Raw genomic sequence first — 17,691 nt, forward strand, 5'->3', positions numbered from 1 at the left:
CCCCACAAGCGACTGATGAGCAGGAGACCGGGAATGTTGGGGAAGGTCAACAAACTACGGCAATGGCTTAAAAAGCCTGTAGGTATCGGCACGATGGTGTCTGTTGCCGTGCTGTCTGCCGGTGGGGCTCTGGCGGCCTGGGGGGCGTTCTCAGTCGCCATCGATAAGACAAATTCGCTGGAATTCTGCATCTCTTGCCATTCGATGCAGGCGACCGTCTATCAGGAATACCGGAACTCCCCGCACTTCAGCAACGCGTCGGGCGTGCGTGCCACCTGCGCCGACTGCCACGTGCCGAAGCCCTTCATCGACAAGATGATCGCCAAGGTCACCGCGGCGAAGGACGTCTATCACACGGTCCTCGGCACCATCGACACGCCCGAGAAGTTCGAGAAGAACCGGCTGCACATGGCCAAGGCCGTGTGGGCCAGGATGGAGGCGACGGACTCGCGCGAGTGCCGCTCCTGCCATTCCCGGGACGCCATGGACATCCACAAGCAGCGTCCCAAGGCGCAGAGCCTCATGACCAAGGGCATGGATCAGGGGCAGACCTGCATCTCCTGCCACAAGGGGATCGCGCACAAACTGCCGGACATGTCGAGCGGCTACCGCGCGCTGCTGACGGAACTGAAGGAGGCCGCTCCGGCCCGGAGCGCCCGCGCCGACGTGCTGTATTCCTTCGAGAGCACGGAGATCCATGCCGAGCGTCCGCAGGGCACACCCGGCAAGGGTGACGGCACCGTCTTCCCGCTCACCCGGGTCAAGGTGCTGGAGCGCAGCGGCGACTTCGCCAGGGTGGAAATCCGGGGGTGGATTCAGGACGGTGCCGGGCGCCTCCTCGTCGCCGCCCGGGCCCGGCGCATCTTCCAGGTCAGCATGTCCGCGAAATTCGCCGACGGGGTCGTCCTCCGGGGCGAGGCGGAAACCGATCCGGACACCGGCTTGTCCTGGCAGCAGGGCAGCGTGACCGGCTGGGTCAGGACGGCGGCGTTCACGGCCGACGACAAGGCTCTCAACGCCTACGGCGCGGAGATGGCCAACGCGGCCTGCGGATCCTGCCACAGCGAGCCGCACGGCGACCATTTCCTGGCCAACCAGTGGATCGGCGTCATCAAGGACATGAAGGACAGCACCGCGCTCAGCGCCGAAGACGTGCGGTTCCTTCAAACCTACTTCCAATTCCGGGCGAAGGACATGGTGAAGCACGGCTCGTGAGCCGCGCCACGCTCCCCTCTGCCCACAACACGGAAACCCTGACCATGTCTTACCGGTCCTTCCCGGCCCCCGTGCTTGCCGACGTCTACGGCGAACTGGCCGGCTACTTCGGGGCGGCGCTCGATTACGACGATGTTCACACCCTGCGCCTGAACGGTGCGTTCGGTCCGCTGCAGGCCCTTGCGGCCGACCCGCGCTACGCTCCCGACCTGCGCTGCGCCCTGGACGCGGTGCTGGCGCCGGTGTCGGATGACGAGGCGACGGTCCTGCTCAACCGCGGCTATTGCCAACTGTTCCTCGGGATCGGCGGTGCGGCCGGCGCCCCGCCGTTCGAGTCCGCCTACCGCGGCGCCGGGCGCCTGTTCCAGGAACCGGTGGGCGCCATGGCGGCGCTGCTCGCCGCCTGCGGGCTGCAAACGGCGGACGGTTTCGTCGAACCACCGGACCACATCGCCGTCGAGCTGTCACTGCTGGCCCGTCTCACGCGCGATGGCGCCGCGGGGGCCGATGCTCCCGACGCGGCGGCCCTGCGCGAACGGATGGCCGAATGGGTGCCGGCGTTCGCGCGCGGCTGCGCCCGGTATGACCGGTCGCTCTTCTACGCGCCGCTCGCCGCCGTGCTCGCCACTCTGCTCGATGATGGCGCCCGGGCGCTCGCCGCCTGAACACACCGCTTCCTGACGATGGTCTTCAAAACAAGGATGGGTCCCATGATGGAACTGGAAAAGATGCGCGTATCCCGCCGCCGCTTCCTGCAAACGGCATCGGCGGCGGCGGCGCTCGGCGCCATGTCCGGGCTGCCATTCGGGTGGTCCGCGGCACGCGCGGCAACCGGCGCGCTGCCGGACGGCGAGTATCTGCAAGCCTCGCACTGGGGTGCCTTCTGGGCGAAGATCGAGAACGGCCGCTTCGTGTCGCTGCGCCCGTGGGAGAAGGACCCCCACCCCAGCCCGCAGCTCCTCGGCGCCTGGGACCAGGTCTATTCGCCGACCCGCATCCGCTATCCGATGGTGCGCCGCGCCTGGCTGGAAAAGGGGCCGGGGGCGTCGCCGGAAACCCGCGGCGCCGGCGATTTCGTCCGGGTGACCTGGGAGCAGGCGCTTGATCTGGTGGCCGGCGAGATCAAGCGGGTGCAGACGGACTTCGGCCCATGGTCGATCTACACCGGGACCTACGGCTGGGGGCCGATCGGTCGTGTCGGCAATCCCCAGACGATGCTGAAGCGCCTGATGAACCTGACCGGTGGCAGCGTGGTGTCGTCGAGCAACTACTCGAAGGCGGGCATCGAGGCGATCATGCCCTACGTGGTCGGATCGTTCGATGCCGAAGGGCCGCAGACCAGCCACCAGACCATTCTCGACAACACCGACCTGATCGTCTTCTGGGCCTGCGATCCGCTGAAGAACAACCAGATATCCGCCGCGATCCCCGATCATGGCGAGTACGGCTGGTTCGAGGCCATGAAGAAGGCGGGGAAGGCCGCCGTCTTCATCGATCCCGTGCGCACCGAAGGGTGCAAGATCCTCGATGCGGAGTGGCTGCCGGTGCGGCCCCATTCCGACGTGGCACTGGCGCTGGGGATGGCCCACACGCTGCTGGTGGAGAACCTGCACGACGAGGAGTTCCTGGCGAACTACACCACGGGCTTCGAGATCTTCGCGCAGTACCTGCTGGGCGAGAAGGACGGCACGCCGAAAACCGCGGAGTGGGCGTCCGCGCTCTGCGAACTGCCGGCCGAGACGATCCGCGACCTGGCGCGCCGCCTGACCAAGGGCCGGTCCATGCTGGTCAGCGGCTGGACGCCGCAACGCCAGCAGTACGGCGAACAGTTCCCGTGGGCCTTCGTCACCCTGGCCGCCATGGTCGGTCAGGTGGGGCTTCCGGGCGGCGGCTTCTGCCAGCGTTATCACCTGGACAACGCCGGCACGCCGACGGCCAACGCACCGGGACTCGCCGGCTCGCTGCAGATCGGCAAGCGCAAGGAGATCAAGGAGTGGCCGAAGGAGAAGGGAACCACCACCATTCCCTGCGCCCGCGTCGTCGACATGCTGCTGCATCCCGGCACGACGTATGAGCACAACGGCAGCACGCACGTCTACCCGGACATCAAGCTCTGCTACTGGGCCGGCGGCAACCCGTTCCACCATCACCAGGATCGCAACCGCATGGTTGAAGCCTGGGCGAAGATCGAGACCTTCGTCGTTCAGGACCTTCAGTGGACGGCCACCGCCCGGCACGCGGACATCGTGCTGCCGGCGACCAGCAGCGTCGAGCGCAACGACATCGAGCGCGTGGGGGTGGTGTCCCGCAAGGCCATCGTGGCGATGAAGCAGCTCATCGATCCGGTGTTCGAGGCGCGCAACGACTACGACATCTTCGTCGAGCTTGCCAGGCGGCTGGGTGTGGAGCCCGAGTTCTCGGAAGGCAAGTCGGAGCTGGACCGCGTTCGCGAGGTCTATGAGGACGCGCTGCGACAAGCCACCGCCAAGAAGATCCCGATGCCGGATTTCGACACGTTCTGGAACAAGACCGGCGTCGTCGAGTTCGAGATTCCCGAATCGGCGGTGCGGCGCACCAAGTATGCCGACTTCCGGGAGGATCCCGTCGTCGATGCGCTGCCCACCGCGTCCGGGCGCATCGAGATCTATTGCAAGGCCATCGAGAAGATGGGCTACGACGACTGCCCGCCGCACCCTACCTGGCTCGAACCCGTGGAATGGCTGGGCCAGCGGGACCGGACGTTCCCGCTGCACGTCAACTCCAGCCACCCGCAGTACCGCCTGCATTCGCAGTTGAACGGCACGAAGGTGAGGGAACTCTACGCCGTCAACGACCGCGAGCCCTGCCGCATCAACACCGCGGACGCCGCCGCCCGCGGCATCACGACCGGCGACATCGTGCGGGTCTTCAACGGGCGCGGCCAGTGCCTGGCCGGTGCGGTGGTCACCGACGACATCCGCCCGGGCGTCATCGAGTTGCAGGAGGGCGCCTGGTACGACCCGGCCGAGGGCGGCAAGCCCGGCACCCTGTGCAAGTACGGTGATCCCAACGTGCTGACGCCGGACATCCCCACGTCGAAGCTGGGACAGGCGACATCGGCGCACACCTGCATGGCCGAGGTCGAGCTGTACAAGGGTACGGCCCCGGCAGTCACCGTGTTCGACACGCCCGCCCGGGCGTGAGCCGATGCCCGCGCCCCGGCGGCCGGAAGCACACGCTCCCGGCCGCCGGAGCGGATCGTTGCGACAACCACCCCGGTGCACCATGGCCGGTGCGGCCGAGACGCAGGTGGCGCCTGCCGAGCCGCTGATCGATCCGTTCGGTCGGACCGTGTCGTATCCGCGGGTGTCCCTGACCGGCCGCTGCCGCTTCCGCTGCTATTACTGCATGGCGGAGGACATGAAGGCGCCTCCGGCGCAATGTCACCATCCGAGCATCGGAGGGTGTTTCGATCTTTCTCATGTTGCCGCTTCTCAACGGGCCCGAATACGGCCCGCTCGGCGGCGCGGCGTCTGGGCGTCTGCGGGAGGGCAGAACGCCCGAACCCGCCGGTGTCGTCCGCCAGCACGGCATCGATCGCGTCGAAAAGGCACGGCAGCGCATTGCGCTGCCCTCAGCTTGCCCGCCCTGGCGACCTGACCCTGCTCAACCCGCCGGAGAGCGAGGACCAATCCCGCTCGCTCATTCTCCACGTGCCGGGGCACGATCGAGCAAGGAATAGGGGTGAGATGCGAACGTCGCCGCGGCCATGTCGTTCCGGCGTCATCGTTCATTGGCCGATGCGATCATCTTCAACGTGCGTTGAAGCGAAAACCCCCATTCTGAACGTGGGTTGAACGCGCCGCCTCGCCCATTGTGTTAGCCCTGCCGGCACCGCACCACCTCCGGTTCGCCCACCGGAGTCCCGGCGGGCGCCCCTTCCTCCGGAACGCCTGCCGCGCCCAGCAGGAGTTCCCCATGGCCGAATACACGCTGACCAGCGATCCCGAAACCCTGACCGGCGGTTCCGGTGACACGTTCGTGACCACCGCGGACAATCTCGTCGGCGACGTGATCGACGCCGGACGCGGCATGGTGCGACTTGTCGGGCCCGGGACGTTCGACCTGACGAACGTATCCAACCTCTCCCAGATCTGGCTGACGGACAGCGGCAACGACCGCATCGGGATCATCCTCGGCCCCGACTCATCGCAGGACGGGCGCCTGACCGGCCGGTTTCTCTTCATGAACGCCGTTGCGGTGACGATCGACGGGTCGGCCATGCAGAGGGGCTCGCTCCTCCTGCAATGCAACGTGTTGGACGATTACGTCATCGGTGGCGCCGGTGACGACCAGATCAGCACCACCGGAGGGAACGACACGGTGCGCGGCGGCGGCGGGAACGACCGCATCGACGGCGGTCCGGGCGCCGACGTCATCGCGTACGCCGCCTCCGGCAACGGCGTGGACATCGTGACGTTCGGCATGGACGACCGCATCGTCGTCGACGGCATCGCCGCGTTCACGGTCCTGGAGGCCACCGGGACCGGCGGATCCCTGCTGGCCGGGCAGGTGCAGGTCGGCTGGTACGACGGGTACGCGACGGCGCTGTACATCGGCACCGACACGGTGCCCGGAGCCGACATCGAGATCGCCATCGAGGGCAATCTGCCGGCCGCCATGCTGGTGGCGGTCGGTGGTGCCCTGATGCTGAGGAGCGTCCCGATCACCGTCACCGGGCCGGGCGAGACCGTCGTCACCGGACCGGGCGATGACACCATCACGGGCGACGCCAGCGTCCTCGACAGCGCCACCATCGACGCCGGCGAAGGTTACGACGAGCTGGTGGTGACCGGCACGGGCATCGCCGATCTGACCGGCAACCTCACCGGCGTCGATCTGATCCGGCTGGAAGACGACGCGGGCATCGTGCTGGCCAGCGGCACGGAACTGATGAGCGTCCGGGGCAGCAGCGGAAACAACGATGTGGCGCTCGCCATCGTCGGCACGCTCGACGCGGGCGACGGCGACGACACCATCCGCGCCATCCGCCACACCTCGGCCGGTGCCGGCGACAAGTGGGTGGTCGACGGCACCTTCAAGGGCGGCGCCGGCACCGACACGCTGATCGTCGAGACCGACCGGTTCGCGGGAACGCTGCAGGACGTCGAGGCGATCGTTCTCGCCGACGGCGGCGACCGCCGGGTGGACATCGACATCGGCTTTCTCGACGGCATCCGGACGATCTCCGGCGGCAACGGCAACGACACGGTCGTGTTCGAAAACGGCGGCACCGTCCACCTCGTCGGGATGACCGGGGTGGAGACGGTCGTGGGCCGGGGGGGAACCTATGTCGTCGGGGCCGGCGGCGTGAACGGAGCCGGCCCCGTCACCTACGACCTCGAGTCCATCAATCCCGGGAACGAGGCCGTCGTCCTGGACGGATCCGCCAGCCCCGAAGCGATGACGGTGCTGACCGACGACGGCGCGGACCGCCTGATCGGCGGCGCCGGGGATGACACCTTCAACAGCGGCGGCGGTTCGGACACCCTGACGGGCGGTGGCGGCAACGACACCTTCGTGATCGCCCCGCCGGACCCCTTTGCCAATTCCGTGTACCGGATCACCGATCTCGCGAACGGTGACCGGTTGCAGTTCGGTGCCGTGACCCTCCGCGACGGTGACGGCCTCGATGTCGAGGCCGGCGCTGTCGAGGTCCGCAGCGAGGGCGGCATCACCCGCCTGTCCGTCGGCATCGATACCGTTCCCGGCGGCGACGCCACCGTCGAGATCACCGGCGTCGTCCGCGCCGAGAACCTCGTGTGGGATGGCAGCGCCTTCGTCGTGACCGGTCTTGCACCCAGCGTCTCGGTCGCGGTGGCGCCGTCCCGGGCCACGGAAGGGCAGACCGGCGGCGACCGCTTCACCGTGACGGTGACGCGGGCCATGAACCTCTCCGGTGCCGTCAGCGTCGCCTACCGTGTCGTCCCCACCGGCGCCAACGCCGCGGGCAGCGATGATTTCGCCGCCGATGCGCCGCTCACGGGAACGATCACCTTCGCCGATGGCGAGACGACGAAGACCGTGACCCTGGTGGTGGCCGACGACACCCGCTACGAGGGTGACGAGACCTTCGCGGTCGAGCTGCTGTCCCCGACGGGCGCCGTCATCGCCGTCGGGCGGGCCACCGCGACCATCGCCGACGACGACCCGGCGGGAACGACGCGCATCCTGACCGACGCGGCCGAAACACTGAGCGGCGGCGCCGCGGACGTCTTTGTCGCCACGGCGGCGGCGCTCGCCGGCGATACCATCGACGCCGGGGGCGGGGCCTTCTCGCTGCGGGGCGGCGGCACCTTCGACTTCGCCGGCGTGACCAACGTCGGCTCCATCGGTGGTGACGGTGCGGCCCGCACCATCGTTCTGGGCGCCGGCACCGCGGCGGACGGGGCGGAGCTGGAGGTGGTGGACGTCGTCGGGCCGCTGCTGCTCGACGGCACGGCCGCCGTCGGCGCCCTGGTCGTGACGGCCGGGCCCGGGGCCGACTCCCTGGCGGGCGGAGCCGGTGCGGACGCCCTGTCCGGCGGCGGGGGCGAAGACACCCTGCGCGGCGGGGCCGGCAACGACACGCTGGACGGTGGCGGCGGGCGGGACGTCTACCGCTACGCGGCGTCGGGCAACGGGGTCGACCTGCTGGTCTTCGGCGGCGACCGGCTGGAGGTCGACGGGCTGAGCGAGCTCACCCTCAGGTCCGGCACCGGGACCGGCGGAACGCTCGCTCGCGGCGAGGTGGAGCTGGGCGTGAGCGACGGCGCGCGCACGCGGCTCTTCATCGGCACCGACGATTCCCCCGGTGCCGACATCGTGATCGATCTGGTCGGCACCATCACGCCGGACCTTCTCGCCGTCGAGGACGGCGGCCTGGTGGCGAGGGGGGCCGCCATCACCGTAACCGGGCCGGGTGCCGTGGTGTCGCCCACCGAGCGGACGGCCGCCACCGGCACGACGACCGCCGCGGACGACACGATCACCGGCAGCGCCGACGATCTGGCCGATGCCGTTATCGACGCCTCGACCGGCGAGGACCGGCTGGTGGTGACCGGCGGCGGCACCCTGACCCTCGGCGCCGGGATCGTCGGCGTCGAGGCGCTGGCGCTGGCGGCGGCAACGACCGTGACGGTGACCGGGATGGCCGGCCTGAAGACGGTCACCGGAAGCGACGGCGACGACGACCTGACGGTGGGACCGCTGGTGGCGCTGCATGCCGGTGCGGGGGCGGACACCGTGCGCGTGGTGGGCGGCACCGTCACCGGCACGTTCGACGGCGGCGAAGGGACGGACCGGCTGGTGGTGGCGGCGTCCGTGCTGTCGGCGGTACCGGTCGGTTTCGAGGTGATCACGCTGGAGGACGGCAGCGATCATGCGCTCACCCTGACGGCGGAACAGACGGCGACGCTCACCGCCCTCTCCGGCGGTGACGGGTTCGACTCCCTGACCCTGACGGGCGGCGGCACCTTCGACCTCAGCCACGCCACCGGGATCGAGCGGATGCAGGTCACCGGCGCCGCCGCTACCGTCACGCTGGGGTCCGACGACGACCCGGCGGCGGCGCCGCTGTCGGTGGTCGTCGCCACGGACAGGGGGAGCACGGTCGACGGCTCCCGGTCGCGGCGGGCCCTGGTGATGGACTCCGATGGCGCGGGGTCCCTCCTGGTGGGCGGCAGCGGCGATGACACGCTGACCGGCGACGCCGGCGACACGCTGCGGGGCGGCGCCGGGGCCGACCGGTTCGTCATCGGCCCGTCGGGCACGACGCGCATCGCCGATTTCTCCGTCGGCGATCAGATCCTTGCGACGGGCCTGACGTGGGTCGGCAACGGCGACGGTTCCGCGGTCCGGGCGGGGGAGGTTGCGGTCCGGGCGGACGGCGGCACGACGACGCTGACCTTCGGGGCCACCGACGGCGGGCCCAACCGCACCGTCCTGCTGGACGGGACGTATGACGCCTCCTTCTTCGATACGACGGCCACCGGCCTGGCGATGGCCCGGACGCACTCCCTCTTTTCGGTGTCGGTCGCGCCGGGCCGGCGGATCGAGGGGGACCCCACCAACACCGTCTCCCTGATCTTTTCGCGCGACGGTGACATCTCGCAACCCGGCAGCGTGACGTTCACCGTTTCCGGAATGGGAAACTTCTCCGGCGTGTACATTCCCGGCCTGGGCTACTTCGACGGGGGCGGCTCGGCGCTGGTGAACATGGTGGGGTTCCGCGCGGGTCAAAGCGAGGAGATCATCACCCTGTTCGTCGCCGACAACGCGGACAATGACGGCGACCGGTCCTTTACGGTCACACTCATCGATCCGTACGGCGGCGTTTTCGTCCGATCGCAGGCATCCGGGACGATCGTCGAGGACGACCTTCCCCCGGTCATGGTGACGCTGACGGAGGGCGAGGACCGGCTGACCGGCAGTGTCGCCCACGTCTTCGTCGCGACGGCCGAGACCCTGAACGGCGACGTGATCGACGCGGACCACGGGCGGCTCCGGCTCCGGGGCGGGGGCACCTTCGATCTCGGCGGCGTCAGCAACGCCCACACCATCAGCAGCGACGGCGCCCCGGCGACGATCCGCCTCGGCGCCACCACGCTCATCGACGGCGCGACCCTGGACTTCAGCGGTCTGGACGGCGCCATGACCGTCGACGCGTCGGCGTCGTTGCGCAACCTGATCGTCTCCGGCGGGACCGGGGACGACACCCTGGTCGGCGGCCACGGCAACGACGTCCTGGACGGCGGCGGCGGCAACGACGTCTACCGCTATGCGGCGTCCGGCAACGGGATCGACCTGGTCCACCTCCATCGCGGGGACCGGTTGGAGGTGGACGGCCTGGTCGATTTCACGGTGCTGGAGCAGCGGGGGGACGGGACTTCGCTCGGCCGCGGCGAGGTCCGGGTCGCCACTCCGGGTGCGGACCGGACGCGCGTCTTCATCGGCATCGACGATGTCGCCGGCGCCGACCTCGTGCTGGACCTGGCCGGCGGAATCATGCCGCAGGGACTGGGGGTCCGCGACGGCGGGCTGGTGGCGCAGGGCGTGGCGATCACCGTGGCCGGGCCCAACGCCGTGATCACGCCGGACCGGCTGTCCGCCGCCTTCACGACCCCGTTCGACGACACCATCACCGGCAGCGCCGCCGACCTGGGCAGCGCCACCATCGACGGCGGCGACGGCGACGACATCCTGGTGGTCAGCGGCGGCGGGGCGTTCGATCCGGGAACCCGTGTCACCAACGTCGAGGCGCTCGTCCTGACGCAGGCGGCAACGGTGTCGGCCGCCGGCATGGCCGGCCTGACCTCCGTCACCGGCAGCGCCGGCGACGATTTCCTGACCGTCGGAGCACCGGCGGTCCTGAACGCCGGCGCGGGCGCGGACACGGTGCGCGCCGAGGGGGACGGCACCGGGGCGGTCTTCGACGGCGGCGACGGCAGCGACACGCTGGTGGTGGCCGGAACGGTCGCGCCGTTCGCGACCGGGTTCGAGACGATCATCCTCACCGACGGCAGCGACCACGTGCTCACCCTGGACGCGGCGCAGGCGGCGACGGTGACGGCGCTGTCCGGCGGTGACGGCGTCGATGCCCTGGTGCTCGACGGCGACGGGATCTTCGACCTCGGCCACGCCACCGGTCTCGACGGCATCCTGACCACCGGGCAGGACGTCACGCTCACCCTGGGCGCCGACGCCGCTTTCGCGGCCCTCCCGCTCACCGTCACCTTCGGCGGCGGGGGCCGGGGCGTCCTCGACGGGTCGGCGGCGGTGCGGCCGCTGGACGTCGCCTCGGCCGGCGCCGCCGTCCGGGTGACGGGCGGCCGCGGCGCCGACACCATCGACGCCGACGACGGGGATACCGTCGCCGGCGGTGCCGGCAACGACGAGATCCACTTCCTCGGCGGCAGCGTCGTCGCGACGGGCGGCGCAGGCGCCGATTTGTTCCTCCTTGCCGGGAACGGCACCCTGCGCATCGGCGACATCAACAACGGCGACCGCATCCTCGGCGGGACGGTCGCCACCGTGCGCACCGACGACGGCAGCCCCGTGGGCGCCGACGAGCTGGTGGTGGGCACCTCCGGCCGGGACACGACGCTGCGCTTCGGGGCCAATCCGGACGCCCTGGTCGTGCTGCCCGGCACCTACACCGCCTCCCACTTCCTGCCCGGAACGGAAGGGGTGACGGTCACCGGCCTGGATATCCGCTTCTCCATCGCCATCGATCCGGCGACCCCGATCGAAGGCGTGGCCGGCTCCGACCACTTCACCGTCACGGTGACGCGCAGCGGTGATCTCACCGGCTCCGCCTCCGTGTACTACAGCTTCATCCCCGGCGCTGCGACGTGGCAGGACTTCACGGCCGGCACCCCATTGGGGGGCTACGTCTATTTCGGAGACGGGGAGACGACGAAGACCTTCACGTTCGGGCTGGTCGACGATCTTTGGCACGAGGAGCCCAAGCTCTTCGAGTTCATGCTCTCGCTGCCGATGGGCGGGACGATCGTCGTCGAGAAGGCATCCGCCACCATCCTCGACAACGATCCGGGGCCGGTCACCTACACCCTGACCGACGCTCCGGAGACGATCACGGCCCTGGCACAGGACCGCTTCGTCACCACGGCGACGGCGCTGGCCGGCGACGTCATCGACGCCGGCGGCGCCAGCTTCTCGATCCGGGGCGGCGGCAACTTCGACTTTTCCGACGTGACCAACGTCCGCGGCATCAACGGCGATTCGGGCGACCGCACCATCGTCCTCGGCGCCGGCACGGCGGGCGCGAATTTCTATGTCGAAGTCGAGGGTGGGCGCCTCGTGTTCGACGGCTCGGCCGCGGCCGGCAATGTCTGGGTCTCGGCGGCCGACGCCGCGGACTCCCTGATGGGCGGCGCCGGCGACGACCGGTTGCAGGCCGGCGGCGGGGACGACACCCTGCGCGGCGGCGCCGGCAACGACACCCTGGAGGGCGGCGCCGGGCGCGACGTCTACCGCTTCGCCGCCAGCGGCAACGGCCTGGACACCGTCCGGCTTGCCGACGACCGGATCGAGGTCGACGGCCTGTCCGACTTCGAGATCCTGGCAGAGACCGGAACGGGAGACACGCTGACCCGCGGTCAGGTGCAGCTCGGCACCTACGACGGCGCCAACACGCGGCTGTACATCGGCACCGACGGCACCGCCGGAGCCGACGTCACCATCGACCTCATGGGCCGGTTCCATCCGGCGATGCTCGCCGTGGACGACGGCGCCCTGGTGGCGCACGGCTCGGCGGTCACGGTGACCGGGCCGAACGCGGTCGTCTCACCCGACACGCACACCGCCGCCACCGGCCCGACCACCGGGCTCGACGACACCATCACCGGCAGCGCCGCCGACCTGGGGAGTGCCATCATCAACGGTGGGCTCGGTGGCGACGTGCTGGTCATCACCGGCGGCGGCACCGTCAACCTCGAAGGCCGGCTCACCGGCGTGGAGGCGGTGCACCTTACCGAAGCCACGGATGTGACCGCCGCGGCCAACGTCTGGCCCATGGTGTTCGTGGGCAGTGACGGGGCCGACCGGTTCACCGTGTCGTACACGCCGTATCTGGCCGCCGGTGCCGGGGACGACACGGTGCGCATCGTCCCCGATCTCTACAACGGGTCTTACGGCGCCGGGACGATCGATGGCGGCGAAGGAACCGACACCCTGATCCTGAACGCCGCGCCCTTCGCCGCAGAGGTGATCGGGTTCGAGGCCATCGTCCTGGCCGAAGGCGGTGACACCGCCTTCCACCTCCCGGCGGGGATCGACCTGGCGACGGTGTCGCTCACCGGCAGCAGCGGCGATGACACGCTGTACCTGGACCCCGGTACGCACGATCTCGGCAGGGTCGTCGGCTTCGAGACGATCACCGGCGCCAGCGGCGGCGACTACCGGATCGCCGGGTCCGCCGATGTCGTGGAGTACGCGTTCGCCGACGCCGCCTCCCTGGCGCTGGACGCTTCGTCGGCCAGCGGCGCCATCCGGGTCATCGCCACCGCCGGGGCGGACGCCATCATCGGCGGGGCGGGCAACGACATCCTCGACCTGTACGACGGCGACGACACGGCGGACGGCGGTGCCGGGGACGACGTGTTCATGATCAGGCGGGGAGACATGTTGCTGTCCGGCGGCAGCGGGAACGACCATTTCGTCTTCACGTACTACGGACCGCCCCGCGGTACGTCGCGAATCACCGACCTCAACAACGGTGACGTGCTGTATCTGGGCGTCGACCGCATCACCGAAGGGGACGGCGCCACGGTCGGTGCCTCGGAGGCCGAGGTCAGCCACGCCGGCGGGGTGACGACGCTGCACATCGGCTTCGACTCCACGCCCGGCAGCGACTTCACCCTGGTCCTGGACGGCATCTTCACGCCCGACACCTTCACCGTGGCCAACGGTGGGCTGACGGTGACCGGTCTGATGCCGCACTTCGCCGTCGCCATCGATCCCGCCAGCCGCGTCGAGGGTGAGGACGGCGGTGCCACCTACACCGTCACGGTGACGCGGACCCGCGACCATGCGGGCACGGTGTCGGTCGACTACGCCATCACCGGTTCGGGCGCGCACCCGGCCGACGGCGGCGACTTCGCCGCGGGCACGGCGCTGAGCGGCACCGTCGTCTTCGCCGACGGCGAGACCGCGAAGACGTTCACCCTCGCCGTCGCCGACGACCGGAACCCGGAAGCGGACGAGGCGTTCACCATCACCCTGTCCAACCCGTCCGCCGGTGTCATCGACACCGCGACGGCAACCGGGGTCATCGTCAACGACGACACCGCGCCGGCGCCCGGCACCGGTGGCGGCGGGGACACGGGCGGCGGCGGCGGGACCGGGACCGGAGGCGGGACCGGAACCGGAACCGAAGGCGGGCAGACGGTGCCGCTGGAGGGCGGCATGTCCGCGACGGTGCCGGCCGGCGTGACGCTGGGCACCGGCGGGCCGCGGGATCCCCAATCGCCGGACGCGGCGGGAGCCGCGCTCTCGGAAGCGGTCTCCACCATCGTGCCCGAGGGAACGGAGCGCGACTCCTTCGTCGCCGCCATCGCCGCCTACACGGCGACCCGGAGCGGCGGGGCCGGGGTGACCGTGCGCACCATTACGCCCACGGTGACGGGTGGAGCGCCGAACGCGCCCATCGTCATCGCCGGTCCGGCAAGCGGCGACGATTCGGTCGCCCTCGTCATCGACGCGCGCAACCTGCCCCCCGGCACCGTCCTGCAACTGGATCGGGTCGGCTTCGCGGTGGTGGCGGGCGCGGTGCGGGTGGTCGGCGGCGAGGGCTCGCAGATGGTCACGGGCGACGCCGCCGGGCAGCACATGGTGCTGGGAGCCGACGACGACACCTTGGATGGCGGTGCCGGCGACGATCTCGTCGGTTCTGAAGGCGGTGACGACGTGCTGTACGGCGGTACCGGCTTCGACACCGTCTTCGGCGGCGTCGGGGCCGACGTTCTGTACGGCAACCAGCAGGACGACGTGCTGTACGGCAACCAGGGGGCGGACACCCTGTTCGGCGGCCAGGACCGGGACACCGTTTTCGGCGGCCAGGACGGCGACCTCGTCTACGGCAACCGTGGCGACGACGTGCTCTACGGCCAGCTCGGTGGCGACACCCTGTACGGCGGGCAGGGGGACGATGTCCTGTACGGCGGCCAGGGCAACGACGTCCTGGCCGGCAATCTCGGGACGGACACCCTGTACGGCGGGCTGGGCGCGGACCTGTTCGTCATCGGCGCGCCGGGCGTCGGGGCGGATGTGATCGCGGACTTCACCGCGGGCGAGGATCGCATCGCCATCGTCGGCCCGAATTTCGGCGCCCTTCCGGCCGGTGCCCTGGCGGCGGCCAATTTCGCGCTGGACCGGCCGGGCGACGCCGACGACTGGCTGGTGTTCGACACCGCGACCGGAGTCCTGTCGTTCGACGCGGACGGCAGCGGCGCCGGAGCGGCGGTGGCCATCGCCACCCTCAACGTGCGTACGCTGAGCGCCGCCGACATCCTCGTCCTCGGGACCGGGGGGTGATCCGCCGGCCGTCAGCCGGCGTCCTCCCGTCCGGCGACGGCGGCGAGTTCCCGCCGCACCGCGGCGGCGGCCTCGGCCAGGGCCGCCGGGTCCGCCGCCGCGGCGGCGTCCTCCAGCGTCGCCGCCGCCGCCGCCAGCGCGTCATGCCCGTAGGTGGCGGCGGACCCCCGCAGGCGGTGGGCGATGGCGGCCATCCGCCCGCGGTCGCCGTCGCCGAGGCCGGCCAGTTCCCGCGCCAGGGTGGCTGCCACCCCGGCGAACAGCGCGCTCATCGCCGGGGTCGGCGCGGACCGGGCGACGCCGACACCGTTCGACGGGGCGTGGCGGGCGATGACCGCCTGGAGCGCCAGCGGATCGACGGGCTTGGTCAGCACCTCGTCCATGCCGGCGGCGGCGTAGACGTCGCGGTCGCCGGGATTGGCGTTGGCCGTCAGGGCGACGACGGGGGTGTGCGCGGCGTCGGCATCGGCCATGGCGCGGATGCGGCGGGTCACCTCGACCCCGTCCATGCCGCCCAGGCGGATGTCCATCAGCACCAGGTCGAAGCGGCGCCGGGCCATGAGCTGCAAGGCGTCCTCGCCGTTCGAGGCGTGGACGATGCGGTGCCCGCCCGGCGTGAGGTAGCCGTCCACGACCATCCGGTTCTCCACGGCATCGTCGACGACCAGGATGTCGAGCGCCGGCGCCGGCGGCGGGGCGGCGGGGCCGCCGGCCGACGCGGGGGCCAGGGGCGTCCGCTCCGCCGGGAACTCCGCCCGGAACAGGGCGCCGCCCGGCGTCCCCGCGGTGACGGCGATCCGTCCACCCATCCCCTCGACGATCTGCCGGACGATCGCCAGGCCGAGGCCGGCACCGGAGGCGCCGCTGCGGCCGGCCCGGGCATAGGGCTGGAAGATCGCCTCACGCTGGGCCAGCGGCACACCGGGGCCGGTGTCCTCGACCTCCAGCACCACGAGGTCGGCTCCGCCGCTCCGGGGCTCGGTGCGCAGACGCACGCAGACCTGTCCGGCCGGGGTGAACTTGACGGCGTTGCCGACCAGATTGAACAGGATCTGGCGGACCCGCAGGGGATCGACCCGGTGCCCGGCGTCCGCTCCGTCCCCGAGGACCAGCGACAGGCGCAGTCCCCTCGCTCCGGCTTCGGGCTGGAGAAGCGCCACGACGTCGCCGGCGAGCCCGGCGAGGTCCGCCGGCTCCGGCCGCAGGTCCGCCGGGTCCGCCTCCAGGCGCGACAGCTCCAGCACGTTGTCGAGCACCTGGACGAGGTGGCGCCCGGCGTTCTCGGCGATTCCCAGCCGCTGGTCCCAGTCCCCGGCCGGCCCGTCACGGCGCAGCAGGCGGATCATGCCGAGGACGGCGTTCATCGGCGTGCGCGCCTCGTGGCTGAGCCAGGCGAGGAACACGGCCTTGCGGTCGGCCGCTGCCGCCAGTTCCGCCGACTTGACCTCGAGCGCCCGGGTGCGCGTGGCGACCAGCCGTTCCAGCATCGTGCGCTGGTGGGCCAGTTCGTCCATCGCTCCGCCGACGACGTGGAACGCGACGCCGAGCACGACGGTCACCAGCGCGAATCCGAACACCGCCAGGTCCGGGCGGTCGACGGGGAAGGGACCCTGGCGCGCCATCATCGTGCCGACCGCGGCGAGCGTCAGCACCAGCATCGCCAGCACCGAGCCGGGAAGGCCGTGCCGCAGCGCCGCCAGCAGGGCCACGGCCATGGCCAGCACGGCGACGTGGGGGATGGTGACCGTCGAGGCGAGGATGGGCAGAGGCACGAGCGCCAGCAGGACGGCAAGCTCCCGCCACCGCCCGGCCAGCGTACGGCGGCGGCGCCAGACCACGGTGAGCGGTGCCAGCAGGAACAGGCCGATGGCGTTGCCGGTGACGACGACGAAGAGCGTGGTCAGGATGCCCGTTGCGGTGCCGTCGGCGCTGGGGCGGCCGATGCCCAGCAGCGGGTCCTTGAAGACGAGCAGGGTGCAGGTCACCAGCGGCGGCAGGACGCACACGTTCGTCAGATACGCGATGAGCCCGCCGTAGGGAACGCCGGCGCCCGGCTCGGGGAGGTCCCGGCGCCGGACGGCGCGGTTGGCCAGCCACACCTGCATCACGTCGAGGAGCGCCGTGGTCGCCGACGCGGCCAGGGCCAGCGGCAGGGGGTGGCCGGTGCGGACACCGTAATAGATCATCGACGTCATCAGCGATGCCGACACCACGGACACCAGTCCCGCCGTCCCGAACGCGCGGACGCACAGCAGGCCAACGCCCGAGCTGAACCAGATCGCCGTCCAGTTGGATCCCGGCACCCGCGCCAAGTCGGCGCTCAGTCGAGCCGCGCCGTAGTACATCACGACGCAGAAGAGGCAAAGAACGATGGTTCGTGGGGCGAATTTTCTTCCGGCCATG

General features: G+C 70.8%; 5 protein-coding genes. 4 read left to right on the forward strand and 1 reads right to left on the reverse strand.

Annotated features, from left to right (window positions below; all coding sequences use genetic code 11):
- Nucleotides 1–33: 33 nt before the first annotated feature.
- From G472_RS0105170 to G472_RS40500, 4 genes are all read left to right on the forward strand, one after another.
- Nucleotides 34–1,215: a NapC/NirT family cytochrome c gene (locus G472_RS0105170; RefSeq protein WP_029007519.1), complete on the forward strand. Its 1,182-nt coding sequence runs from the start codon at nucleotides 34–36 to the stop codon at nucleotides 1,213–1,215.
- A gap of 44 nt (nucleotides 1,216–1,259) precedes the next feature.
- The gene (locus tag G472_RS31375) at nucleotides 1,260–1,880 is read left to right on the forward strand and encodes a TorD/DmsD family molecular chaperone (RefSeq protein WP_051340447.1); all 621 of its coding nucleotides are present in this window, start codon (nucleotides 1,260–1,262) and stop codon (nucleotides 1,878–1,880) included.
- A 45-nt stretch (nucleotides 1,881–1,925) separates the two neighbouring features.
- On the forward strand, nucleotides 1,926–4,397 hold the full coding sequence (torA, locus tag G472_RS0105180; protein WP_035691092.1) for a trimethylamine-N-oxide reductase TorA: 2,472 nt from the start codon (nucleotides 1,926–1,928) through the stop codon (nucleotides 4,395–4,397).
- 775 nt (nucleotides 4,398–5,172) lie between these two features.
- The gene (locus tag G472_RS40500) at nucleotides 5,173–15,288 is read left to right on the forward strand and encodes a beta strand repeat-containing protein (RefSeq protein ID WP_035691093.1); all 10,116 of its coding nucleotides are present in this window, start codon (nucleotides 5,173–5,175) and stop codon (nucleotides 15,286–15,288) included.
- Nucleotides 15,289–15,299: 11 nt separating this feature from the next.
- Here G472_RS40500 and G472_RS36770 read toward each other — a convergent pair whose 3' ends face one another.
- Nucleotides 15,300–17,690, reverse strand: coding sequence for an ATP-binding protein (locus G472_RS36770; RefSeq protein WP_084536454.1), 2,391 nt, complete (start codon nucleotides 17,688–17,690; stop codon nucleotides 15,300–15,302).
- Nucleotide 17,691 lies beyond the last annotated feature (1 nt).

Source organism: Azospirillum halopraeferens DSM 3675 (genome assembly GCF_000429625.1).
Classification (GTDB): Bacteria; Pseudomonadota; Alphaproteobacteria; order Azospirillales; family Azospirillaceae; genus Azospirillum; species Azospirillum halopraeferens.

Excerpts from the sequence above, each read along its gene's own strand:
- G472_RS31375 (WP_051340447.1), top strand. The coding sequence starts at position 1,260 with ATGTCTTACCGGTCCTTCCCGGCCCCCGTGCTTGCCGACGTCTACGGC.
- G472_RS0105170 (WP_029007519.1), top strand. The coding sequence starts at position 34 with ATGTTGGGGAAGGTCAACAAACTACGGCAATGGCTTAAAAAGCCTGTA.
- torA (WP_035691092.1), top strand. The coding sequence starts at position 1,926 with ATGATGGAACTGGAAAAGATGCGCGTATCCCGCCGCCGCTTCCTGCAA.
- G472_RS40500 (WP_035691093.1), top strand. The coding sequence starts at position 5,173 with ATGGCCGAATACACGCTGACCAGCGATCCCGAAACCCTGACCGGCGGT.
- G472_RS36770 (WP_084536454.1), bottom strand. The coding sequence starts at position 17,690 with ATGGCCGGAAGAAAATTCGCCCCACGAACCATCGTTCTTTGCCTCTTC.